Origin of the sequence: Leifsonia sp. 21MFCrub1.1 (assembly GCF_900107895.1) — a bacterium.
GTDB lineage: Bacteria > Actinomycetota > Actinomycetes > Actinomycetales > Microbacteriaceae > Leifsonia > Leifsonia soli.
On the sequence record NZ_LT629867.1, the window covers coordinates 3,452,142 to 3,471,689 of the forward strand.

A 19,548-nucleotide genomic window follows, 5' to 3' on the forward strand; every position below is an offset into this window, starting at 1 on the left:
CTCATTCCCCTTCCAGCGGGACCGGCAGCGCTGCGGTGACGAACCCGGCAGCTTGTTGGCCGGACATTGATGCGAGGACGAGCCGGGCGGGGTGCGAGGCCTGTTCGATGTCCGTCCGCGCTTTGGCGAGAGCGTCTTTGGATTCGGCGGAGATGGTGACGAAGCCGCGGTACTGGACGTCGCCGAACCCGTCGACGAGGTCGTGTTCGCGCACGGCGAGGTCTTCCTCTTCACGGAGGTGGGTGAGCGGGATGCGGGAGGACAGCTTCATCCGGATTGTCGCGGCGGTCTCCATGTCGGACTGGGCACGGTTCAGCTGGGCCAGCGCCTTGTGCGTTGCCACCGGGCGAACCTGCAGCGTGATCACCCGCGTCGCATCCCCCGCATAGAGGAGGGGCTCAAGGAAGCCGGTGCGGACGTCGGTGCGCGGCCACTCGGCAACCCAGAACGTCTGATGCCAGGTCTCGTCGACGCGAATCGCATCCCAGCCCTCGTCGATCCCCATCACCGGCGACGGGGCAGAGCCGATGTAGGAGTCCTGCTCACGCCGCGTCGCGGCGGCCACGGGGTCGGCAGACAGCGCGTTGAGCTCGTCGAGCTCCTCAGCGGTGAGCCATCCGTCCGGAGTGAGGCGAGCGTGCTCCATCGAGGTCTCGATGCCGGCGACCCGCTCCCTAAGCACGGCGGCGAGGCCTGTAAGACCCTTACCCGCGTCGCGGATCGCGCTGTTCAGTGCGCCGGTGTCGAAGGTGAGGGTGATGTAGTTCGTGAATCCCATCGACCGCTTTGACGCCGCTCGGGTCAACGCCCAATACTGCTCGCGCAGCTCGGCGGTGACCTGCGGATTGTGTTCGTTCTCCCGCCCGACCAGGTAGTCGCGCAATTCGTTCGAGGAGGCCCGGTCGACCCGGATCCGAATCGTGGTTTCGCGAACCCCGGGCAAGCTCTCCAGCGAACTGAGCCATTCCACGAACCCGTCATAGGCCGCCTCTTGGGTGCCCTTGTCTCGCAGCGCCCACGCCTTGGAACCGACCTTGACGGTGACGGAAGCGAGCCGCCCGCGGGCGTTGTAGATGAAGCCGCCCGCGCCCGGGATCTGCACGATCTGCACGTCGCCGAGCGCTCCGGGCAGGAGGAACTTCGATGCCACCACCGGGGTCACTGCGGCGACCTGGGCGTGACCGACGTTGAGGGAGGCGACGGTGACACGGAACCACACATCGCGGCGGAAGATGGTCTGGCCGGTCAGGCTCCGGCGTATGTAGCGGGCAGCTTGGGCAACGATCACAATGACGGGTTCGCGCCGGTAGGTGGCGAGCGCGAAGAACACCACGACAGCGACGATCGGGAGCACCGCCCAGATGGCGTTGGTGTCGATGAACAGAGTGGAGAGCAGGACCGCGACGGCGGCGCCGATCACGACCAGCTGAAGGAACGTCAGCCCAAGGAAGATCCCGCGACGTTCCCGGGCCGCGAAGCGGACCCGGGGTGCGCCTTCCTCGGTGAAGATCTGGTCAGCGGTGAGGGTGGTCATGAGTTATCTCCCAACCTTGACGATCCGTGCCGCGGTGCGGACGGGTGCGGAGGCGGTGCTCGCGCGCGAGAACTGGTCGCGGACGGAGAACCGGTGATGGAGGGCGGTGCCGACCTCGGCACCGGCGAACGAGACGAGCTTCGTCGCCCACAACGGGCTGAACGAGGCGGCGATGACGGCGCCTGCGGCGACGAGGATGACGCCGATGCTGAGGCTGGCTTTGGTCAACTCGACCGCGAGTAGGACGACTCCGGCGGCAAGGGGCTTGGCGATGAGAAGTCCGACGGAGAGGTTCAGCCAGCGTTGTGCCCAGGCGGTGAGCTTCGGCTGGCCGATCATCATCAGCCCGACCGGGGCCATCGCCGCCAGGGCGAGGAGCCCGAACTCGCGGATTGACATGGCGATGAAGAGGAACAGTGAGGCGATCATCATCAGCCCGACCACGAGCAACGCCAACACGTATTCCCCGACCGAGCCGGGCCCTTGGGCGCCTTGGCTGGCGATGGTAAAGATGACGCCCCCTTGAGTGAATTGGGCGTTGTGCATGACTGCGTTGGGTGCTTGCTTGGTGATGTCCAAGAGCCCCACCACCCGCAAGAGGCCTTGGCTGAGGTCACCGCCTTGGACGGTGGAGGTGAGGCTGGTGGTTACGGCGTCGGTGACTCCCGACGCCTTTTGCATTCCCCATACGCAGATGGCGCTGAACGGGATTGCGAGGGCGGCGCCGGCGGCTGTGCGCCCGATGCGTGCCCAGTCCTGCAGGATCATGGCGATCCCGATCTGCACGAGGGCCACGATCAGGATGACGGGGGCGGTGACAGCGATCCAGAACAGAAACTGCGAGTGGGCGATCTCCCAGCTGCCCTGGTCGATGTTGGTGTTGAACGCCCCGGCGATCATGGTGGCGATGAAGTTGCCCAGGTTGCGGATGGTGGAGCCCATGAATTGGGCGACGGTCTGAGAGGCTTGGCAGCCGAAGTCGGCCATGAAGCAGCCGTAGTTCGGCGAGAAAGGGTCCGGCGGAGCAACAGCGGCTGAGATGAGCATCGGGATCACGCCACCTTCAGCGACTGACCCCAGTTGATCAGTCCCGCGATTCCGGCGGCGACGGCGACTCCGGCGACGCAGCTAACCACGCCGACGATGCCCATCTTCTGAACTCGTCCGTTGCTGGAGATGTGGCCGACGACGATGAACCCGGCCGCGATAAGACCGCCGATTACGCCGAGGGTGAGAACGATGGCGAACACGACGTTAGCGATCGACTGGAGGGCACCGACGCCGGGGCCGGAGAAATCAGGTGACGGGTTGTTCACCGTCAACACGGTGATCACGCGAGCGTGCGCGGTGACAAGGGCTTCGTTGAGTGCGCTCATGAGTGGTTCTTCCTTTCGGTGGGATCTGTTCTCGACTCGGGTTCTTCGGTCTCAGTCATCCGTTTCGCCGCAAGCAGCCCGGAACCGACGATTCCGAGCAGGGTGATGCCGATGATGAGCAGGAGGCCGAGCACGTTCAGCACGAGCTCCATGGGGTTACTCTCCGCTCACGTTCGCTGCGTCCGTCGCGGACGGGGGCAGGGGCACGGTCAGATGTAAGGGCTGTCCCTCGGAGGGGACGTTCATGGTGAGCAGGAGCCGGTCGACGCCGGCCGGGAGGTACCAGGCGGCGCCGAAGGATCGTTCCTTGTCGTTGGGAATCGTCCAATTAGTTTTGCCGTGGAAGATCCCGCTCGGCAGCCACGCAAGTCCGGCGGCTTTGGCGGCGGAAGGTCCGTCGGCGGTGTCGAGGACGGCCGGTTCGGGACGTCCGTCGAATTGCGTGCCATTGAGCGTGGTGCCGGTGACATCCTGGTAGGTCTGGTTTCCCTGTGAGGGCTTCCATTCGCCGCTCATCGTGAACTTCACGAAGATCACGGGCGTCCCCATCGGGAAAAGTTCCTGGTTCGAATCCGGGAGGGTGCATCGGCAGCCGTGCTTCGCCTTGAAGGTCTTCCCCGGGAAGACCTCCACGTAGACGGTGTCGACGATGCCGTCAGCTGCGGGAGTCGCGTCGCGGGACGGAGTCGCGGTCGGTGTGGCCGGTGCGACGGTCGTGAACGAACCCTTCGGGTCTTGGGCACTTGCTGCACAGCCCGTCAGGGCAAAGAGTGGGAAGAGAGCCGCGATTGCGATCAGCTTCTTGTTCATCTCGATTCACCTCGGTTTCGTAGCGCCTTCACCTAGAACTTCCGGTTCGGCGCAGCTTTTGGCGCGCACCTGCAGGTCAGGGCACCTGGATGTGTTGGTGGTTGCAGGTATCGGGGAAGTCGCTGGTGAAGTTCACGAGCACACCGAGCGACACGTGGGCGCGTGTGCGGCAGTCGCTTTGCCCGGCCGATGACCCGTGTGGGGCATAGGGGTCCAGCGCGTGGATCAGCTGGACCGAGAGCGTGTCCGCGCCGGTGAGGGACTGCCGGTTGATCGCATAGAAGTCCACCGCCTTTCCCTTCCAGTGCGCGGACGCGGTACCGGCTCCGGGCGTCATGCCCGTGCAGCGCCGGTTCAGGTCGCTGACCCCGACCTGCTGGAACGACTGGACGGCGACGACGATCAGTTGGAGCAGGTGGGCGTCGATCGTGCAGTCCGGTGTCGCGGTTCCTTCGGCCATGTTGGTGACCTGCTGCTGGTAGCGGGGCTCGAGGAAGTTCAGCTTCTTCGACTGGATCGCACTAACCAGCACCGCGGCGGCGGCGCGGGCGTCGGCGGGCACCTGGCACGTGCCCGCACTCGCCCCAGTCAGCGCCGCCAACACGTGCTCGGCGGGTGTCCAGAATGGCGCATAGTGGTTCGGGTCGGCGTTGATCTGGACCGCGTGCGCGACGAGCGTCGGAGCGAGGGTCTGCCAGTTCGGGACGTGCAGCATGCGCGTGTAGAAGGCGGCGGCCGCGGTCGCCGGGTCCATCCGCTGCGCAGGAGTGCCGTATCCGGCGCCCTGTTGGAAGACGCCGATGGTGGTGTTGTCGACGGCGTCCCCGTGATCGAGGTTCCGCAGCCCGGACTCTCCGATCGCGACCATCACCGCGAGAGTCTGGCCATGCAGGGGCACGCTCATTTTCTGGCCGACGGTGATGATCGTCGCCGCGATCTTCAACTGCTCCGGTCCGTACCCGTCCACCTTCTGGCCAGCCTCCACGGACGGGGCGGATCCACCGCACACTCCCCCACCACCACCGAAACCGCTCGCGCCGATTGCGAGCACCAGCGACACCGGGACGGCGACGAGCGCGACAGGGACGACCAGGACGATGACCGCGGCGACGGTCAGAAGGTTCCGGGTCGTTTTCGGATGGGCGACGGCCCGCGCGGTAGCCGTACCGACGCCGATCACGCCGCCACCTCCTGTTCAAGGACGGTGCGGGCGATCATCAGCAATCGCTTCGCGGTCGCGATCCGTGCCCGCGCCGAGCCGGGATGGATGTGAAGGTTCGCGGCGATCGTGCCGGGGTCGTCGCCGATCATCTCTGCGACCTCACGGAACCCACCTGTCTCGGGCACGCACGATACGATCACGGATCCCGTCAGCGGCAGTCCTGCGTCCGCGGCCGCGAGGGCGGCGAGCACGGTGCGTGCGGTCTGGCACACGCGGTCATGAATCGTGCGGACAGTGCGCCTGGACAGCTGATGGGCTCCTGCCACCCGCTCGGCGTCACCGTCTGCCAGACTCAGGTCGCTCATCACGTGCCAGTCAGATGGGCCGACGAAATCGGCCACCAGCACCATCCACCGGTGCGCGTCGAACCGGCGGATCATCACCTCCAACGGGTCGATATCCGAGGCGGACTCGACATCGTCCGGGACGCCATCCATCGGGACGTGCTTCCGCTCGATCTCCCTCAGCACAACATGACGCGTGATGCCGAACACGAACGCGTGAGGCGACCCACGCTTGGGGTCGAACGTCGAGGATCGGTGCCAGACCGTCTCCCGGGCTATCTGTAGAACGGCGTCGACCTCATTCGGCCAGCCGCGCAGTTGAAAACGGACGTACGGCCGCAGGGTGTCGACTTCACGGAGCAATTCCGTGAGAAGAGCATCCGGCCGCGTGCGGACTTGGGTTCCTTCAGCCACGAGTTCACAACCTTCCTTGCATGGAGGTGGCTACTGTGAAGGACCGGGTTCGGGCCGAGACGGCCCGTCAGAGGGCGCGCTTGATCAGCGCGAACGGGCGCGCGGAAGCGTCCATGAAAGTGATTGGGCGGGTGAGCCGAGCCACGCCGGGGAGTTCGGGGCGGCGTGCCCGGATTGGGTGATGGAGAAGCGACTTCGGCTCTGAAGTTCGGGAGTCTTAGTCACGATGCGTTACCGCCGCCCTGACTCGAACTGGGAGCCGAGCGTCACGGTGATCGGGGTAAGAATCAGCCGCTCCATTTGGTGCCGCACGCTACCCCCGAACAGGGGTCGCATTCGGGCGGCACGCCGGGTGAACCGGCGGTTCTATTGACAGCTCTCACACTGCAGACCATCCATCGGATCGACCGGTACGAGATAACCGTCGACGAAGTCCTGGATGACCCCTGCAGCAGCCGGCCTCGGTTCGTCTACGCGAACACTCCGGTCCTCGTCTGAGCGCTCGCCTCCAGCCATGCCAACACCTCCGCTCGCTTATAGAGGACGGTGCGCGGGGTGGGCTTATAGAAGCGTGGCCCCTTGCCGTGATAGCGCAGCTGGGCGAGCGCTGCAATGGACAGCCCGGTAAGTTCGACCACTTCTGCGGGCTGTATGAATTCTCCAGTCATCATGTCTCCTCCGCTTCGACAACCTAGGAGCGATTGAGTTGTTGTAATAACGGTAGCGCAGAATCGCTAGCTTGACAACAGGACGAGCGCTACTCTGTTGAAATGGCAGACTTTCGATCGGAATCCGGCATCGGCGTACGCATTCGATTGGCCCGCAGGGAGCGCGGCTATCGCACAACAGGGGACCTAGCAAACGCCATTCCCGGAGGGAACGTGACCGAGGCAATCCTGGAAAACATTGAGTCGGGCAGAAAAGCCGACATCAGCCTCAGCCAGCTGCTGAACATCGCACGCGGGTTGAACGTGCCGGTGAGCATGCTGCTTGCCCCGGTCGGGACACCGGACTCCGTACTCGACCTGCCCAACCTCAGCGAGGACTTCGAAAGCATGACCGCCGCCGAGTTCGACTGCTGGCTCTCCGCGACGCCGGCGAGTGCGTATCGCCCGCGCAGCGCATCCGAGCGTTCCGACATCGCAATCCTCAGCTCGCTGAGGGAATTCGGAACCCTTCGTCGAGAGCTCGATCGCCTCGAGATCGTGCTCCAGTCCCAGAAAGCGGCTGCAGACCCTGACTTAGTCGCTGCAAACCTTGAGGTTGAACAGCGCATCGACCGAATCGCGAAGGAAGCAGCAAGCGTCGCAAACCTTCTCCAAACGGCCGGGCTGGAACTCGCACAGAGCGAGGTGGAGTCGTTAGAGCCCGAGAGCTTGTAATGCATAGGACGCGACAGGAAGGGTGAGGAAAACGGTTCGACCCAGGACGCCGATCGGCAGCTACGGCAACATCACCGTGGCGCAAGTGACCGACGGCAAGTGGCGCGCCCGCACGCGCTACCGCTTCGAAGATGGCGTGCTTCGGCAGATCGAACGGTTCGGTCCCACCAAAGCCAAAGCCCGCAATTCCCTCCAGCGAGCGCTCACTGCGGTCGAGTCAACTACGAGCAAGAGCCTCAAGCGGGAGACCACGCTCGCCAACCTGGCGGACGTCTTCTTGGAGAGCAAAGCGGACCGAGCACCGCGCACGGTCGACACATACCGGCAGACGATCGAGCACCTCATCCGCCCCAAGATCGGGTCCCTCGCCGTCTCGGAAGCCACCACAGAACGGCTCGATCGCTTCATCACCAGTGTGAGCTCGAGCAACGGCCCGGGCGCTGCGAAAGCCTGCCGCGCTGTCCTGTCCGGAATGATGGGCCTGGCCGCGAGGTCCGACCTTGTACGCACCAATCCGGTCCGCGAAATCGGACACATCAAGCGACAGCGCAATGGCGCGACTGCCATCCCGCTTGGTGTGCTGCCCGGGCTTCTGAACGCGGTCAAGCATGACGAGCGGCTGAACCAGCTCGACCAGGTCGACGTGATCTTCTTCCTGGCCAGCACCGGCTGCCGTCTCGGTGAAGTGCTCGCCGTCACATGGGACGCCGTCGACCTGGACGCCGGACTTCTGAGCATCAGGGCGAATGTCATCCGCGCACAGGGCAAGGGCGTCATTATCCAGGACCATCCCAAAACCGCCGCTGGCGCTCGCACGATCGCCATCGCGGACTCGCTCGTCGAGTTGCTTCGCCGGCGCAAGTCCGAGTTCAAAGTCGCGAACGCGCATGACCTGATCTTCCCCACCATCCGCGGCAACATCCGCGACCCCCGCAACACCTCCCGGGATTGGCGCGACGCCCGGGCACGCCTGGGGTTCCCTGACGTCACGAGCCACAGCTTCCGGAAGACCGTCGCAACAGCGTTGGACCAAGCGGGCATGACAGCACGAGAGATCGCCGAGTACCTGGGTCACGAGAACCCGTCGCTCACCCAGGACGTCTACATGGCGAAAAACACGGGCGGCACCCGGGCCGCCGCGGCCCTCAACAAGGTCGTCACAGCGAAATGAATGTGCGGGGTTTATGCGGGGTTGGGCCGGTCCTGTTAAGCAAAAATCCCCCGGAACCTTGAGATTCCGGGGGTTTTGTAGCGAGGGCGGGACTCGAACCCGCGACACCACGATTATGAGCCGTGTGCTCTAACCACCTGAGCTACCCCGCCGTGGCATCCCCACGTCGAGCGAGCCAGTCGCAGGACGGGAGACGGAGCCCCCTGTGGGAATCGGACCCACTACCTCTTCCTTACCAAGGAAGTGCTCTACCAATGAGCTAAGGGGGCGGAGCCGCGACGGCCGGAGGCACGTCGTTTTCGGCAACCGTTCGAGGATACCACCCACGGCGGGGTGCTCCGTACCATCGCGGGCGCCCGGGAGCGGCGGCCCCGCCCCGCGCGGCTCAGGCCGCGGCGGCCGGCTCCGAGGCCCCGGCGAGGGCCTCCAGCTCGTCGCCGGTGAGCTCGAGCTCGACGGACGCCAGCAGGTCGGGAAGCTGCTCCGTGGTGCGCGCGCTCGCGATCGGGGCGGTGATGGTCGGCTGCGCGGCCAGCCAGGCCAGCGCCACCGTGGCGACGGAGGCGCCGTGCGCGGCAGCCACCTCGTCGAGCGCGGAGAGGACGGCGCGACCGGTGTCGTCGAGGTACTTGGCCGCACCGCCGGCGCGGGCGCTGTCGACCGTGACGCCGTCGCGGTACTTGCCGGTCAGGAACCCGGCGGCGAGAGCGAAGTACGGCATCACGCCGAGGCCCTCGCGCTCGGCGATCGGGCGGTACGCCGTCTCGTAGCCGCGCTCGACCAGGTTGTAGTGCGGCTGGAGCGCGACCGCGCGGTGGAGCCCGTCGCGCTCGGTGATCCGGAACCACTCTTCGATGCGCTCCGGCGAGTAGTTCGAGATGCCGATGTAGCGCACCTTGCCCGCGTCGACGAGCCCGGAGAGGGCGGCGACCGTCTCCTCCAGGGGCACCGTCTCGTCGTCGAAGTGGGCGTAGTAGAGGTCGATGTAGTCGGACTTCAGGCGCTCCAGCGAAGCGTCGGCCGCGCGGCGGATGTTGTCGGCCGCGAGACCCTTGAAGTCGGGATGCTGGCTCACCTTGGTGGCGAGCACCACCTGGTCGCGGTTGCCGCGCGCCTCGAACCACTCGCCGAGGATGCGCTCCGAGTCGCCGCCGGTGTTGCCCGGCACCCACGCCGAGTAGCCGTCGGCGGTGTCGACGAAGTTGCCGCCGGCCGCTGTGTACCCGTCGAGGACGTCGAACGACGTCTGCCTGTCGGCCGTCCAGCCGAAGACGTTGCCCCCGAGCGAGAGCGGGAAGACCTCGAGGTCGGACGAGCCGATCGTGCGGCGCGGTGCAGTCATGCTGATCTCCTTCGTTGTTCCTTCTTCCACGCTAACGCGGGCGACCCGGGGCTATTCCGGCTCTCCCTGAGGGTGTGGAAAGGATGCGGCGGGCCCGTACTGTGGACGGGTGCGTACCGCCGAAGACCCCCGCCGCGAGCTGAGAGCCGACTGCTCCCGCTGCGTCGGTCTCTGCTGCGTCGCCCTCGCCTTCGCCCGCTCCGCCGACTTCGCATTCGATAAGGCGGCGGGCGACCCGTGCGTCAACCTCGACGGCGACGACCGCTGCAGCATCCACTCGCACCTGCGGGAGCGCGGCTTCCGCGGCTGCACGGTCTTCGACTGCTTCGGAGCCGGCCAGCAGGTGACGCAGCACACCTTCGACGGCCGGGGATGGCGCGACGACGCGGAACGACGTCGGGAGATGTTCGCGGTCTTCCCGCTGATGCGACAGCTGCACGAGCTGCTCTGGTACCTCGAGGAGGCTCTGGCGCTCCCAGCCGCGGCCGGCATCCACCCGTCTCTGCGGCGTGCCCACGCCGACGTCCGGTCGCTGACCGACGCACCCGGCGCCGTCATCGTGGAGACCGACATCGAGGACCTCCGCGCCCCGGCAGCCGACCTCCTCCGCGACGCGGCCCGCCTGACCCGCGAGGCCGGACCCGTCGGCGCCGGCCCGATCGGCGCCGGCCGCAAGCGCACCGCCCGTTCGCGCATCCGTCCCGGCGCGGACCTGCTGGGCGCCGACCTCCGCGGCGCAGACCTGCGGGGAGCCGAGCTCCGCGGCGCCCTCCTGATCGCCGCCGACCTCCGCGACGCCGACCTCTCCCGAGCCGAGCTGATCGGAGCGGATCTGCGCGACGCCCGCCTCGACGGCGCCGACCTGCGCGAGGCGATCTACCTGACGCAGGTGCAGGTCAACGCCGCGACCGGCGACGGGCGTACGCTCCTGCCTCCGGCGCTCGACCGTCCCGGCCACTGGTCCTGACACACTGCAAACGCTTCCACCCGCTTCGCTATACTGCCGCTGTGCGCGGCCGACCGCCCTGCACCGGCGGACGCAAACGCTTCCACCGCACCAGACGCCGCATGAGACACAGGAGGTGGGATGCCCGGGATCGACGATGTCGCCCGTCTCGCCGGCGTCTCCACCGCCACCGTCTCCCGCGCCCTGAGCGGGAACGGACCGGTCTCCGACCGCACGCGCGCCCGGGTCGTCCAGGCGGCATCGGAGCTGGGATACGTCGTCTCCTCCGACGCGTCGAGCCTCGCATCCGGTCGCACCCGCAACATCGGCGCCGTCGTCCCGCACCTCAGCCGCTGGTTCTTCACCTCCGTCATCGAGGGCGCGGAGCGCGTCCTGCTCGGCCAGGGCTACGACCTCACGCTCTACAACCTGAGCGGGGACGGCGGCGAGCGCCGCCGGGTCTTCGACCACCACCTCCTGCGCAACCGGGTGGATGCGGTGTTCACCGTGTCCCTCGAGCTCGCGGAGGAAGAGGTCGGCCGCCTCCTCGCCCTCGGCAAGCCCGTCGTCGGGGTGGGGGGACCGCTGCCCGGCGTCAGCACGCTGACGATCGACGACCTCGCCGTCGCCCGCCTCGCCACGGAGCATCTGATCTCCCTGGGCCACCGCCGCATCGCCCACATCGGCGGCTCGCAGGAGTTCGACCTCGACTTCCACATCCCAACCAGCCGGAGGCTCGGCTACGAGCAGGCACTGCGGGATGCGGGCCTCCCGGTCGACGATCAGCTCCATCGCGCGTCCGACTTCACCCTCCCCGGCGGATACGACGCCGCCAAGCAGCTGCTCGGGTCGCCGCACGAACGCCCGACCGCGATCTTCGCCGCATCGGACGAGATGGCCATCGGCGCCATCCTGGCGGCACGCGACCTCGGGCTCTCCGTGCCCCGTGACGTCTCCATCATCGGCATCGACGACCACCCCCTCGCCGACTTCTTCGGGCTCAGCACGGTGGCGCAGCATCCCGGGCGCCAGGGCGAGCAGGCCGCTGCGCTGCTGCTCGACGCCCTCCAGGCCGCCCGGACCTCCCCCGGCCGAGCGCGCGCCGAACCTCTCAGCCACACCGCCCCGGCGGATCTGATCGTGCGGTCCAGCACCGCCGTCCACCCCTGACCATCACAACCGAGACGAACACGAGGTGACCACCATCGCCGCTCCGACCCCCCTCACCCACACCGAGCCCACTCCATCGGCCCCCGGCCGCGAATGGTGGCGCTCCGCCGTGATCTACCAGGTGTACCCGCGCTCGTTCGCCGACTCGGACGGCGACGGGATGGGCGACCTGCCCGGCATCACCCACCGCCTCCCTGCTCTGCGCGAGCTGGGAGTCGATGCCGTCTGGCTGTCGCCCTTCCAGAGCTCCCCGCAGCGCGATGCCGGCTACGACGTCTCCGACTATCGCGACGTCGACGTCCGCTTCGGCACCCTCGCCGACTTCGACAGGATGCTCGCGACCGCCCACGACCTGGGCCTCCGCGTGATCATCGACATCGTGCCGAACCACTCGTCGAGCGACCACCGCTGGTTCCAGGAGGCCCTCGCGGCCGGCCCGGGGAGCCCCGAGCGCGCGCGGTACATCTTCCGCGACGGCACGGGCGAGAACGGGGACCTGCCGCCGAACAACTGGGAGTCGATCTTCGGCGGAGGCGCCTGGACGCGCGTCACCGAGGCCGACGGCCGCCCCGGCCAGTGGTACCTGCACCTGTTCGACAAGTCCCAGCCGGACTTCGACTGGGAGAACCCGTGGGTGTGGGAGCAGTTCCGCGGCATCCTGCGCTTCTGGCTGGACCGCGGTGTCGACGGCTTCCGGGTGGATGTCGCCCACGGCATGGTCAAGGAGGCCGGCCTCCCCGACTACACGCCGCCCGCGCACACGGGCAGCATGGGCGGTGCCGCTCCGACGCTCGAGACCGGCGGCATCCCGCTCGAGCCGGAGATCGCGGCCCACGCGGGCGGCGAGCCGGCGACTCCTCCCTACTTCGCGCAGGACGGCGTGCACGCGATCTACCGTGACTGGCACACGGTCCTCGACGAGTACTCCGGTGACCGCGTGCTCTGCGGCGAGGCCTGGGTCGAGCCGCTCGACAAGCTGGCGCGCTGGGTCCGGCCGGACGAGATGCAGCAGACCTTCAACTTCGCATACCTGGAGACGCCGTGGAACGCGGCGGCGCTCCGCAGCGTGATCGACCGCTCCATCGCGGCGTTCAGCAGCGTTGGCGCCCCGAGCACGTGGGTGCTGTCGAACCACGACGTCGTCCGTCACGCCACGCGCCTGGCGCTGCACGGCGAGAACCTGCAGGGGCACGGCATCGGGCCGAAGACAACCGGCCTGCCCGACCCGGTCTTCGCGCTGCACCGGGCCCGCGCCGCGACCGCCCTGATGCTCGCCCTTCCCGGTTCCGCCTACCTGTACCAGGGCGAGGAGCTCGGTCTCCCGGAGGCGATCGACCTCCCCGACGACGCGCGCCAGGACCCCACCTGGTTCCGCACCAACGGCGAGCGGTACGGCCGCGACGGCTGCCGCGTCCCGATCCCCTGGGAGGGCACGGAGGCCTCGTACGGCTTCGGACCCACCGCGGCGAGCTGGCTCCCGCAGCCCTCGACGTGGGCCGCCTACACGCGCTCGTCGCAGGCCGGGGTGCCGGGTTCGACGCTGACGATGTACCAGGACGCCCTCGATGCCCGCCGCCGCTACGACCTGGCGTTCGGCTCCCCCGAGTGGATCGACCTGGGCGAGGGGACGCTCGCCTTCCGCTCCGGCGAGGTCACCGTCGTGGTGAACTTCGGAGAGGCGCCCGTGGCGCTTCCCGAGGGCGAGGTCGTGCTGGCGAGCGGCGCGCTCGACGGAGGGATGCTCCCCCGCGACACGACCGCCTGGCTCGTCTGAACCCGGCTCGGCCGGGCCCGGCTCGGCCGGCCCCGGGGTCCTACTCCCAGTCGGCGTAGAAGCGCTCGACGCGGGGGTGCAGCTGCTCGAAGAGGTCCGGTCCGGCCGCCACCGTGAGGCGGCGGTCGGCCGGCCCTCCGCCGATCCCGGCGACGCGCGCACCCGCCTCCGCGGCGATGAGTGCTCCCGCCGCGTGGTCCCACGGGTTGAGCCCGCGCTCGTAGTACCCGTCGAGCCGGCCGGCGGCGACCGAGCACAGGTCGAGCGAGGCGGCGCCGATGCGCCGGATGTCGCGCACGTCGCCGATCAGCTCCGCGACGAAGCCCGCCTGGCGGCGCCGGACCTCGGCGTCGTAGCCGAAGCCGGTGCCGATGAGGGCGAGCGGCAGCTCCACTCCGTCCGTGACGTGGATGGGCTCCCCGTTCAGCCGCGCACCTCCCCCGGCGTACGCGGTGAAGGCCTCACCGGAGACGGGGTTCACCACCGCGCCCGCGAGGGTGTTCCAGGTCGTCGGCTCCGGGTCGCCCTCGACGACGGCGATGCTGACCGCCCAGGCCGGGATGCCGTAGAAGTAGTTGACCGTTCCGTCGATCGGATCCACGACCCAGGTCAGCCCGCTCTGACTGCTTCCGCCACCGGACTCCTCCCCCAGGAACCCGTCGCGCGGCCGGGCCGCCGAGAGCGCATCGCGGATCAGCTGCTCGGTCTCGCGGTCGGCCCGCGTGACGATGTCGCTGAGCGACGACTTCGAGGCGGCGATCTCCACCCCGTCCCGTCGTCGCTGCAGCGCGAAGGCGGCGGCGCGGCGGGCGACGGTTGCGGCGATCTCGAGCAGCTCGGCATTGGAGGTCATGCCTCCAGCCTGTCAGACCCGCGCTCCGTCGCAGATCGGAGCGGTTTCTTCCGACGATGACGAAAGCCCCCGGCCGGTGGCCGAGGGCTTGTCGCCTGCGCGTTCGCAGCGTGGTGGCGAGTGAGGGATTCGAACCCCCGAAGTCGTAGACAGCTGATTTACAGTCAGATCCCTTTGGCCGCTTGGGTAACTCGCCATTGGCGCTCCCGACCACCAGTTCACTCGTGACCGAAGGCGCCACACAAGAATACTCGGCGGGCGGCTGCAGACGAAATCAGCGCCCGCTCAGCGAGCGCACGGCCGCCGTCAGGCGGCGAGTGCGACGACGCCGGGAGTGCGCGCGCCGCTCTCCACGGCAGACGACTGCAGCTCCAGAGTGGATGCGGATGCGCCCGCGAGCTCGCGCTCCGGCACCAGACTCAGCACCTGGGCACCGGCGAACTCGGCGGCGACCCGCGTCATCAGCTCGCCCTCGCTGACCCCCAGCACCCGGCACAGCGCGGCGAGGATCTCGGAGGAGGCCTCTTTGCGTCCCCGCTCGATCTCGGAGAGGTAGGGCACCGACACCCGCGATGACTCGGAGAGCTCGCGCAGCGTCGTCCCGTGCTCCGTCCTGATCCGGCGGAGCACCGATCCGATCGCATGCCGTACGAGCATGCCGCCAGCCTATGTCGGCGCCACCGCATCCGCGACGGTGGATTTCGGCGGTTCTGCTCTGGGCAGAATCGCACGGTGGACACGGTAGACAGGTATCGAAGCCGCGCATCCCGACGACCCGTGAGGACCCCGCATGACCACAGCTGCACTCGACGACCACGTCCGACGCGCGATCCAGGTATCCGCCGATGCGCGGGCCAACGGCAACCACCCGTTCGGCGCCGTCCTCGTCGCGCCGGACGGCGAGATCGTCCTCGAAGCGGAGAACAGCGTGGTCACGGAGGAGGACGTCACCGGGCACGCGGAGACCAACCTTGTCCGGAGGGCCTCCCGGACCATCCCGTACGCCGAGCTCTCCGGATACACCCTCGTCACCTCGTGCGAGCCGTGCGCCATGTGCGCGGGGGCCATCTACTGGGCCGGAATCGGCACGGTCGTCTACGCCCTCTCCGGCCGGGGCCTGCTGGCCCTCACCGGCGACGATCCTGGGACTCCGACCCTCGACCATCCGTGCCGCCTGGTCTTCGCGGACGGGAACCGCCCGGTCACGGTGGTCGGTCCCGTGCTCGAAGACGAAGCGGCCGTTCCGCACCGCGGCTTCTGGCGCGACTGAGCGCGTCGGCGCAGGGGCCCATCCCCGCGCGATCGCGACACCCCGACGGGCCTGCCGCCGATGTCGGTGGTTCGGCGCACAATCGGGGCATGAGAACGTTGGAGATTTGCGAACGGTGCGACGGGACCGGAGCCGACCCCGCCCAGCACTATGAGGAGATCACCGTCTGCGTCGAGTGCAATGGTGACGGCTGCCACGTCACCTACTACGCCGAGCTCGCGCAGACAGCCTGATCCACACCGACTCCGCGACAGGCGGCGCTAGATCGCGCTGAGCACCCAAGCCCGCTGCGGGCTCCCGCGTCAGGCCGCGGCCTTGGCCGACGCCAGGTCGTCGAACAGCTCCGTGTTGAAGCGGAATGCCAGCGCCACCTCCGCGATGACGCGGTCGCGTTCCTCCTCGGTCCACTCGACCGCATCCAGTTGCGACCGGTAAGTGTCTTTGAACAACTTCGGCTTTGCGATGTCGGCGAAGAGGTAGAAGCCGACGCCGTTGGTCTCGAACCCGTACTGGCGCTGCAGCAGCGTGCGGATGATCTGCCCGCCGGAGAGGTCGCCGAGGTAGCGCGTGTAGTGGTGCGCGATGAAGCCGCCCGGCCAGGTGCGCCCGACCTCGCGGATGCGTGCCGTGTAGCGCGCTGTGGAGGGCAGTGGTGCGATCCGCTCCCGCCAGTCGTGGCCGAGCAGGAAGTCGAGATCGGCCTCGATGGCCGGAAGACGGGTCAGCTTCGGGCTGATGAACGGCGCGGCGACCGGATCGTCACCCATCCACGCCGCCGCCTCTTCGAGCGCCTCGTAGATGAAGTAGTGCTGCGACAACAGCTGGATGTAGTCGTCGCGGCAGCCCCGCCCACTCATCAGGTCTTGCATGAAGCCGGCGCCCTCGCTCTCCTGGTGCACGCCGCGCGTGCGTTCGCGAAGCGCTTCGGAGAAGGGGATCAGTTCAGCCATCGGGTCTCCTGACTTAGGGGAGGCTTACCTCAGCCTCTCCTACGCGCGTGACTTCCGTCAAGGCGGCGTCCAGCACCTTCGCAGGCGGACCCATCCCGCCTCGTAGACTGGGAGGAGCTCTCTAGGGGAAGGACGGACACCATGGCAGACTCCTCATTCGACGTCGTCAGCAAGGTCGACAAGATGGAAGCGGACAACGCCGTCAACCAGGCCCGCAAAGAGGTGGACCAGCGCTACGACTTCAAGAACGTCGGCGCGTCCATCGAGTGGAGCGGCGAGAAGGTCCTCCTGAAGGCGAACACCGAGGAGCGCGTGAAGGCCGTGCTCGAGGTGCTCGAATCGAAGTTCATCAAGCGCGGCATCACCCTCAAGTCGCTCGACACCGGCGCGCCGTACGCGTCCGGCAAGGAGTTCCGCATCGAAGTCGGGCTCAAGAACGGCATCGAGCAGGATGCGGCCAAGAAGATCAACAAGCTGATCCGCGATGAGGCGCCCAAGAGCGTGAAGTCGCAGATCCAGGGAGACGAGCTGCGCGTCAGCTCCAAGAGCCGCGACGACCTGCAGGCCACCATGGCGCTGCTCAAGAACGCGGACCTCGACGTCGCCGTGCAGTTCGTCAACCTGCGCTGAGGTAGCCGCGCATCCACTGCGTGATGGATTCGTAGGCCGCCTGGCGCGCCGGCGGCCGCGACAGGAAGACGTCGTGGAGGGCGTCCTCCAGCCACGAGACCGTGACCGTCGGCCCCAGCTGCAGCGCCCGCTGAGCGATGTCGCGCACGACCAGAACGACATCCGAGGTCAGCATGTCCGGCGTCCAGTGCGGCAGCAGCGTCGATCGCGCGGACAGCAGGGTGAGGACGGGCGCGTCGATGTGCAGGCCGGCGGCGACGCGCGCGTGCCCCGCCAGCACGGCCACCAGCCAGGCGGGATGGACGGGGAAGCCGCGGATCGGGCGCCAGGCCAGGTCGTAGTCCCACTCGCCGTCCATGGTCCGTGACACCGTGCGGCTGTAGAAGCCCAGGTCGACGTTGGGCATCGCGGCCTTCGGGTCGATGCGCGCATGCAGGTCGATCAGCGGGGTCAGGGCGGCACGTCCGGCGGACCGCGCCTGGAACTCGAGCCACGGGCTGTTCAGGATCAGCGCATCGGCCCGGCCAGGGTGGCGGTCGGCCCACAGGCTGAGGGTGAGGCCGCCGGTCGAATGGCCGAGCAGGATGAGACGGCGCGAACGCGGGCGCGGCGCCGCATCCTCCGCGGAGGTCTCGCCGTGCCCGATCGCGGCGAGGGCCGCCGCGATGTCCTCGTCGTAGACGGCCAGATCGTCGACGAAGCCCGGCGTCTGGCCGTCGCGCAGGCTGCGCCCGTACTTGCGCAGATCGAGGGCGTGGAACCGCGCGCCTTGATCGTGCCAGAACTCGGCGAGCTCGGTCTGGAAGAAATAGTCCGACCAGCCGTGCACGTACAGCACGTCCGTGTCGGCGGCCGGTCGACGGTGGAGGTGCAGGCGCGGGGGCGGCGAGTAGCGGACCAGTGTGGCGACGACCTCGCCCTCCGCGTCCGGGCGGAGCGGCAGCGTCAGCTGCTCGAACGGCTCCCCGAGGATGTCGGGGACCCACTCGCGCGCGTTCGCCATGCCGCCGAGGTCGCCTACTCGGCGGCCTGTCCGGCTGCCGGTCCGCTTCCGACCGGCTCCCCGTTGGAGGCCCGCACCATCTCCTCGCGCGGGACGACCTTCACGCGCACCCGGCCGCGCTCGGCGCCGAGGGACTGCTCGTACGCGTCGAGGTTGTGCCAGCCGTCGAGCGTCGTGTACTCCACACCCCGCTCGCGGAGCAGGTTCTCCACAGATTGCTCGTCGGGGTCGGTGGGCGACCACCAATTGCCCTGATCGTTGATGACATGTTTGATCGTCTCCATGGCATCCGATTTGGTGTGACCGATGAGCCCGACGGGCCCGCGCTTGATCCACCCGGTCGCATACACGCCGTACATGCGCTCGTTGTCGCCCTTGCGCAGCACCTGGCCCTCATGGTTCGGGATGACGCCGTGCTTGCGGTCGAACGGGATGCCGGGCAGAGGCGATCCGAAGTAGCCGACGGCACGGTAGAGCGCGTCGATCTCGAGTTCGCGGATCTCGCCAGTGCCGCGCACGCCGCCCTCGCCGTCCGGCTCCGTGCGCTCCCAGCGCAGGGCACGGACGTTGCCGTCGTCGTCGCCGACCACTTCGAGCGGCCGGGCGTAGAAGTGCAGGTGGAGCCGGCGCGACGCGCTGCCGACCTCGCGCTTGCGCCACTGCTGCAGGACGCGGTCGATGACCATCACCTGCTTGTTGCTGGCGATGGCGGCCTTCGACTGCTCGTCGTAGTCGAAGTCCTCGTCGTAGAGGATCATGTCGACATCGCGCAGTTCGCCGAGTTCGCGCAGCTCCAGCGGCGTGAACTTGACCTGCGCGGGACCACGCCGGCCGAACACGTGCACGTCGGTCACCGGCGAGTTCTTGAGGCCCTCGTAGACGTTGTCCGGGATCTCCGTCGGAAGCAGGTCGTCGGCGTGCTTGGCGAGCATGCGCGAGATGTCGAGCGCGACGTTCCCGTTGCCGATCACGGCCACCGACTTCGCGTCGAGCGGCCAGGTGCGCGGAACGTCGGGGTGCCCGTCGAACCAGCTGACGAAGTCCGCAGCCCCGTAGGAGCCCCTGAGCTGGATCCCGGGGATCTCGAGGTCGGCGTCGCGCACGGCGCCGGTGGCGAAGATGACCGCGTTGTAGTGGCGCTTGAGGTCGTCGAGCGTGATGTCGCGCCCGTACTGGACGTTGCCGAAGATGCGGATGTCACCGCTGTCGAGCACCTCGCGCAGCGCGGTGATGATGCCCTTGATACGCGGGTGGTCCGGGGCGACGCCGTAGCGGACGAGGCCGTACGGCGCGGGGAGCTGCTCGAACAGGTCGATCGACACGTCGAAGCCCCGCTCCGCCTTCAGCAGGATGTCGGCGGCGTAGATGCCCGCCGGCCCGGCGCCGACGATGGCCAGTCGCAGTTTGGTCATTCGTT

21 protein-coding genes and 3 tRNA genes are annotated in these 19,548 nt (G+C 68.1%); 8 read left to right on the top strand and 16 right to left on the bottom strand.

Annotation, left to right across the window (positions count from 1 at the left end):
• Position 1 precedes the first annotated feature (1 nt).
• The 7 genes from BLW09_RS16190 to BLW09_RS16215 all read right to left on the bottom strand — a co-directional run bounded on the left by BLW09_RS16190 (position 2) and on the right by BLW09_RS16215 (position 5,640).
• The gene (locus BLW09_RS16190) at positions 2–1,534 is read right to left on the bottom strand and encodes a PrgI family protein (protein WP_089915081.1); all 1,533 of its coding nucleotides are present in this window, start codon (positions 1,532–1,534) and stop codon (positions 2–4) included.
• Between the two features lie 3 nt (positions 1,535–1,537).
• On the bottom strand, positions 1,538–2,581 hold the full coding sequence (locus BLW09_RS16195; RefSeq protein ID WP_172824234.1) for a hypothetical protein: 1,044 nt from the start codon (positions 2,579–2,581) through the stop codon (positions 1,538–1,540).
• Between the two features lie 5 nt (positions 2,582–2,586).
• On the bottom strand, positions 2,587–2,910 hold the full coding sequence (locus BLW09_RS16200) for a hypothetical protein (RefSeq protein ID WP_089915086.1): 324 nt from the start codon (positions 2,908–2,910) through the stop codon (positions 2,587–2,589).
• Positions 2,907–3,062, bottom strand: coding sequence for a hypothetical protein (locus BLW09_RS18990; protein ID WP_157696986.1), 156 nt, complete (start codon positions 3,060–3,062; stop codon positions 2,907–2,909). The genes BLW09_RS16200 and BLW09_RS18990 overlap by 4 nt, the downstream gene beginning before the upstream one ends.
• A gap of 4 nt (positions 3,063–3,066) precedes the next feature.
• Complete coding sequence (locus BLW09_RS16205) at positions 3,067–3,720, bottom strand: hypothetical protein (RefSeq protein ID WP_089915089.1); 654 nt, start codon at positions 3,718–3,720, stop codon at positions 3,067–3,069.
• Positions 3,721–3,796: 76 nt separating this feature from the next.
• Positions 3,797–4,900 carry a hypothetical protein gene (locus tag BLW09_RS16210; protein ID WP_089915093.1) on the bottom strand — a complete coding sequence of 368 codons (1,104 nt, stop codon included), beginning with the start codon at positions 4,898–4,900 and terminating at the stop codon, positions 3,797–3,799.
• On the bottom strand, positions 4,897–5,640 hold the full coding sequence (locus BLW09_RS16215; protein WP_089915096.1) for a sigma factor: 744 nt from the start codon (positions 5,638–5,640) through the stop codon (positions 4,897–4,899). Before BLW09_RS16215 ends, BLW09_RS16210 begins: the two co-directional genes overlap by 4 nt.
• A 770-nt stretch (positions 5,641–6,410) precedes the next feature.
• Here BLW09_RS16215 and BLW09_RS16225 point away from each other — a divergent pair.
• Together BLW09_RS16225 and BLW09_RS16230 are read left to right on the top strand one after the other, a co-directional pair.
• A complete protein-coding gene (locus BLW09_RS16225; RefSeq protein WP_157696987.1) occupies positions 6,411–7,022 on the top strand; it encodes a helix-turn-helix transcriptional regulator in 612 nt (203 codons plus the stop codon).
• Between the two features lie 85 nt (positions 7,023–7,107).
• Entirely contained in the window at positions 7,108–8,193 is a 1,086-nt protein-coding gene (locus BLW09_RS16230; protein ID WP_089915105.1) for a site-specific integrase, read from the top strand.
• 78 nt (positions 8,194–8,271) lie between these two features.
• Here the strand turns inward: BLW09_RS16230 and BLW09_RS16235 are convergent.
• From BLW09_RS16235 to BLW09_RS16245, 3 genes are all read right to left on the bottom strand, one after another.
• Positions 8,272–8,345 (bottom strand) — tRNA-Met (locus tag BLW09_RS16235).
• Positions 8,346–8,390: 45 nt separating this feature from the next.
• A tRNA-Thr gene (locus BLW09_RS16240) sits at positions 8,391–8,462 on the bottom strand.
• Positions 8,463–8,578: 116 nt separating this feature from the next.
• Entirely contained in the window at positions 8,579–9,535 is a 957-nt protein-coding gene (locus BLW09_RS16245; RefSeq protein ID WP_089915109.1) for an aldo/keto reductase, read from the bottom strand.
• 109 nt (positions 9,536–9,644) lie between these two features.
• Here BLW09_RS16245 and BLW09_RS16250 point away from each other — a divergent pair, with 109 nt between their 5' ends.
• The 3 genes from BLW09_RS16250 to BLW09_RS16260 all read left to right on the top strand — a co-directional run bounded on the left by BLW09_RS16250 (position 9,645) and on the right by BLW09_RS16260 (position 13,425).
• Positions 9,645–10,502: a pentapeptide repeat-containing protein gene (locus tag BLW09_RS16250; protein WP_089915112.1), complete on the top strand. Its 858-nt coding sequence runs from the start codon at positions 9,645–9,647 to the stop codon at positions 10,500–10,502.
• A 120-nt stretch (positions 10,503–10,622) separates the two neighbouring features.
• Entirely contained in the window at positions 10,623–11,651 is a 1,029-nt protein-coding gene (locus BLW09_RS16255) for a LacI family DNA-binding transcriptional regulator (protein WP_089915115.1), read from the top strand.
• A 25-nt stretch (positions 11,652–11,676) separates the two neighbouring features.
• On the top strand, positions 11,677–13,425 hold the full coding sequence (locus BLW09_RS16260) for a glycoside hydrolase family 13 protein (protein WP_089915118.1): 1,749 nt from the start codon (positions 11,677–11,679) through the stop codon (positions 13,423–13,425).
• 40 nt (positions 13,426–13,465) lie between these two features.
• Here BLW09_RS16260 and BLW09_RS16265 read toward each other — a convergent pair whose 3' ends face one another.
• From BLW09_RS16265 to BLW09_RS16275, 3 genes are all read right to left on the bottom strand, one after another.
• Complete coding sequence (locus tag BLW09_RS16265) at positions 13,466–14,278, bottom strand: inositol monophosphatase family protein (protein WP_089915121.1); 813 nt, start codon at positions 14,276–14,278, stop codon at positions 13,466–13,468.
• A gap of 111 nt (positions 14,279–14,389) precedes the next feature.
• Positions 14,390–14,474, bottom strand: a tRNA-Tyr gene (locus BLW09_RS16270).
• A 110-nt stretch (positions 14,475–14,584) separates the two neighbouring features.
• Positions 14,585–14,935, bottom strand: coding sequence for a helix-turn-helix domain-containing protein (locus BLW09_RS16275; RefSeq protein WP_089915124.1), 351 nt, complete (start codon positions 14,933–14,935; stop codon positions 14,585–14,587).
• A gap of 133 nt (positions 14,936–15,068) precedes the next feature.
• Here BLW09_RS16275 and BLW09_RS16280 point away from each other — a divergent pair, with 133 nt between their 5' ends.
• Together BLW09_RS16280 and BLW09_RS19100 are read left to right on the top strand one after the other, a co-directional pair.
• Entirely contained in the window at positions 15,069–15,548 is a 480-nt protein-coding gene (locus BLW09_RS16280; RefSeq protein WP_089915128.1) for a nucleoside deaminase, read from the top strand.
• A gap of 89 nt (positions 15,549–15,637) precedes the next feature.
• On the top strand, positions 15,638–15,781 hold the full coding sequence (locus BLW09_RS19100; RefSeq protein WP_172824152.1) for a hypothetical protein: 144 nt from the start codon (positions 15,638–15,640) through the stop codon (positions 15,779–15,781).
• 69 nt (positions 15,782–15,850) lie between these two features.
• On the opposite strand, the gene BLW09_RS16285 is transcribed toward BLW09_RS19100, so the two are convergent.
• On the bottom strand, positions 15,851–16,498 hold the full coding sequence (locus BLW09_RS16285; protein WP_089915130.1) for a biliverdin-producing heme oxygenase: 648 nt from the start codon (positions 16,496–16,498) through the stop codon (positions 15,851–15,853).
• Positions 16,499–16,639: 141 nt separating this feature from the next.
• Between BLW09_RS16285 and BLW09_RS16290 the strand changes: the two genes are divergently transcribed.
• Positions 16,640–17,128, top strand: coding sequence for a YajQ family cyclic di-GMP-binding protein (locus BLW09_RS16290; protein WP_089915134.1), 489 nt, complete (start codon positions 16,640–16,642; stop codon positions 17,126–17,128).
• Here BLW09_RS16290 and BLW09_RS16295 read toward each other — a convergent pair.
• Positions 17,115–18,131 (bottom strand): alpha/beta hydrolase, encoded by a 1,017-nt coding sequence (locus BLW09_RS16295; RefSeq protein ID WP_089915137.1) that lies wholly within the window; start codon positions 18,129–18,131, stop codon positions 17,115–17,117. The genes BLW09_RS16290 and BLW09_RS16295 overlap by 14 nt on opposite strands.
• Positions 18,132–18,145: 14 nt before the next feature.
• The gene (locus BLW09_RS16300; RefSeq protein WP_089915141.1) at positions 18,146–19,543 is read right to left on the bottom strand and encodes an FAD-dependent oxidoreductase; all 1,398 of its coding nucleotides are present in this window, start codon (positions 19,541–19,543) and stop codon (positions 18,146–18,148) included.
• Positions 19,544–19,548: the final 5 nt, after the last annotated feature.

Excerpts from the sequence above, each read along its gene's own strand:
- BLW09_RS16190 (WP_089915081.1), bottom strand. The coding sequence starts at position 1,534 with ATGACCACCCTCACCGCTGACCAGATCTTCACCGAGGAAGGCGCACCC.
- BLW09_RS16195 (WP_172824234.1), bottom strand. The coding sequence starts at position 2,581 with ATGCTCATCTCAGCCGCTGTTGCTCCGCCGGACCCTTTCTCGCCGAAC.
- BLW09_RS16200 (WP_089915086.1), bottom strand. The coding sequence starts at position 2,910 with ATGAGCGCACTCAACGAAGCCCTTGTCACCGCGCACGCTCGCGTGATC.
- BLW09_RS18990 (WP_157696986.1), bottom strand. The coding sequence starts at position 3,062 with ATGGAGCTCGTGCTGAACGTGCTCGGCCTCCTGCTCATCATCGGCATC.
- BLW09_RS16205 (WP_089915089.1), bottom strand. The coding sequence starts at position 3,720 with ATGAACAAGAAGCTGATCGCAATCGCGGCTCTCTTCCCACTCTTTGCC.
- BLW09_RS16225 (WP_157696987.1), top strand. The coding sequence starts at position 6,411 with ATGGCAGACTTTCGATCGGAATCCGGCATCGGCGTACGCATTCGATTG.
- BLW09_RS16245 (WP_089915109.1), bottom strand. The coding sequence starts at position 9,535 with ATGACTGCACCGCGCCGCACGATCGGCTCGTCCGACCTCGAGGTCTTC.
- BLW09_RS16255 (WP_089915115.1), top strand. The coding sequence starts at position 10,623 with ATGCCCGGGATCGACGATGTCGCCCGTCTCGCCGGCGTCTCCACCGCC.
- BLW09_RS16265 (WP_089915121.1), bottom strand. The coding sequence starts at position 14,278 with ATGACCTCCAATGCCGAGCTGCTCGAGATCGCCGCAACCGTCGCCCGC.
- BLW09_RS16275 (WP_089915124.1), bottom strand. The coding sequence starts at position 14,935 with ATGCTCGTACGGCATGCGATCGGATCGGTGCTCCGCCGGATCAGGACG.
- BLW09_RS16280 (WP_089915128.1), top strand. The coding sequence starts at position 15,069 with ATGACCACAGCTGCACTCGACGACCACGTCCGACGCGCGATCCAGGTA.
- BLW09_RS19100 (WP_172824152.1), top strand. The coding sequence starts at position 15,638 with ATGAGAACGTTGGAGATTTGCGAACGGTGCGACGGGACCGGAGCCGAC.
- BLW09_RS16285 (WP_089915130.1), bottom strand. The coding sequence starts at position 16,498 with ATGGCTGAACTGATCCCCTTCTCCGAAGCGCTTCGCGAACGCACGCGC.
- BLW09_RS16290 (WP_089915134.1), top strand. The coding sequence starts at position 16,640 with ATGGCAGACTCCTCATTCGACGTCGTCAGCAAGGTCGACAAGATGGAA.
- BLW09_RS16295 (WP_089915137.1), bottom strand. The coding sequence starts at position 18,131 with ATGGCGAACGCGCGCGAGTGGGTCCCCGACATCCTCGGGGAGCCGTTC.
- BLW09_RS16300 (WP_089915141.1), bottom strand. The coding sequence starts at position 19,543 with ATGACCAAACTGCGACTGGCCATCGTCGGCGCCGGGCCGGCGGGCATC.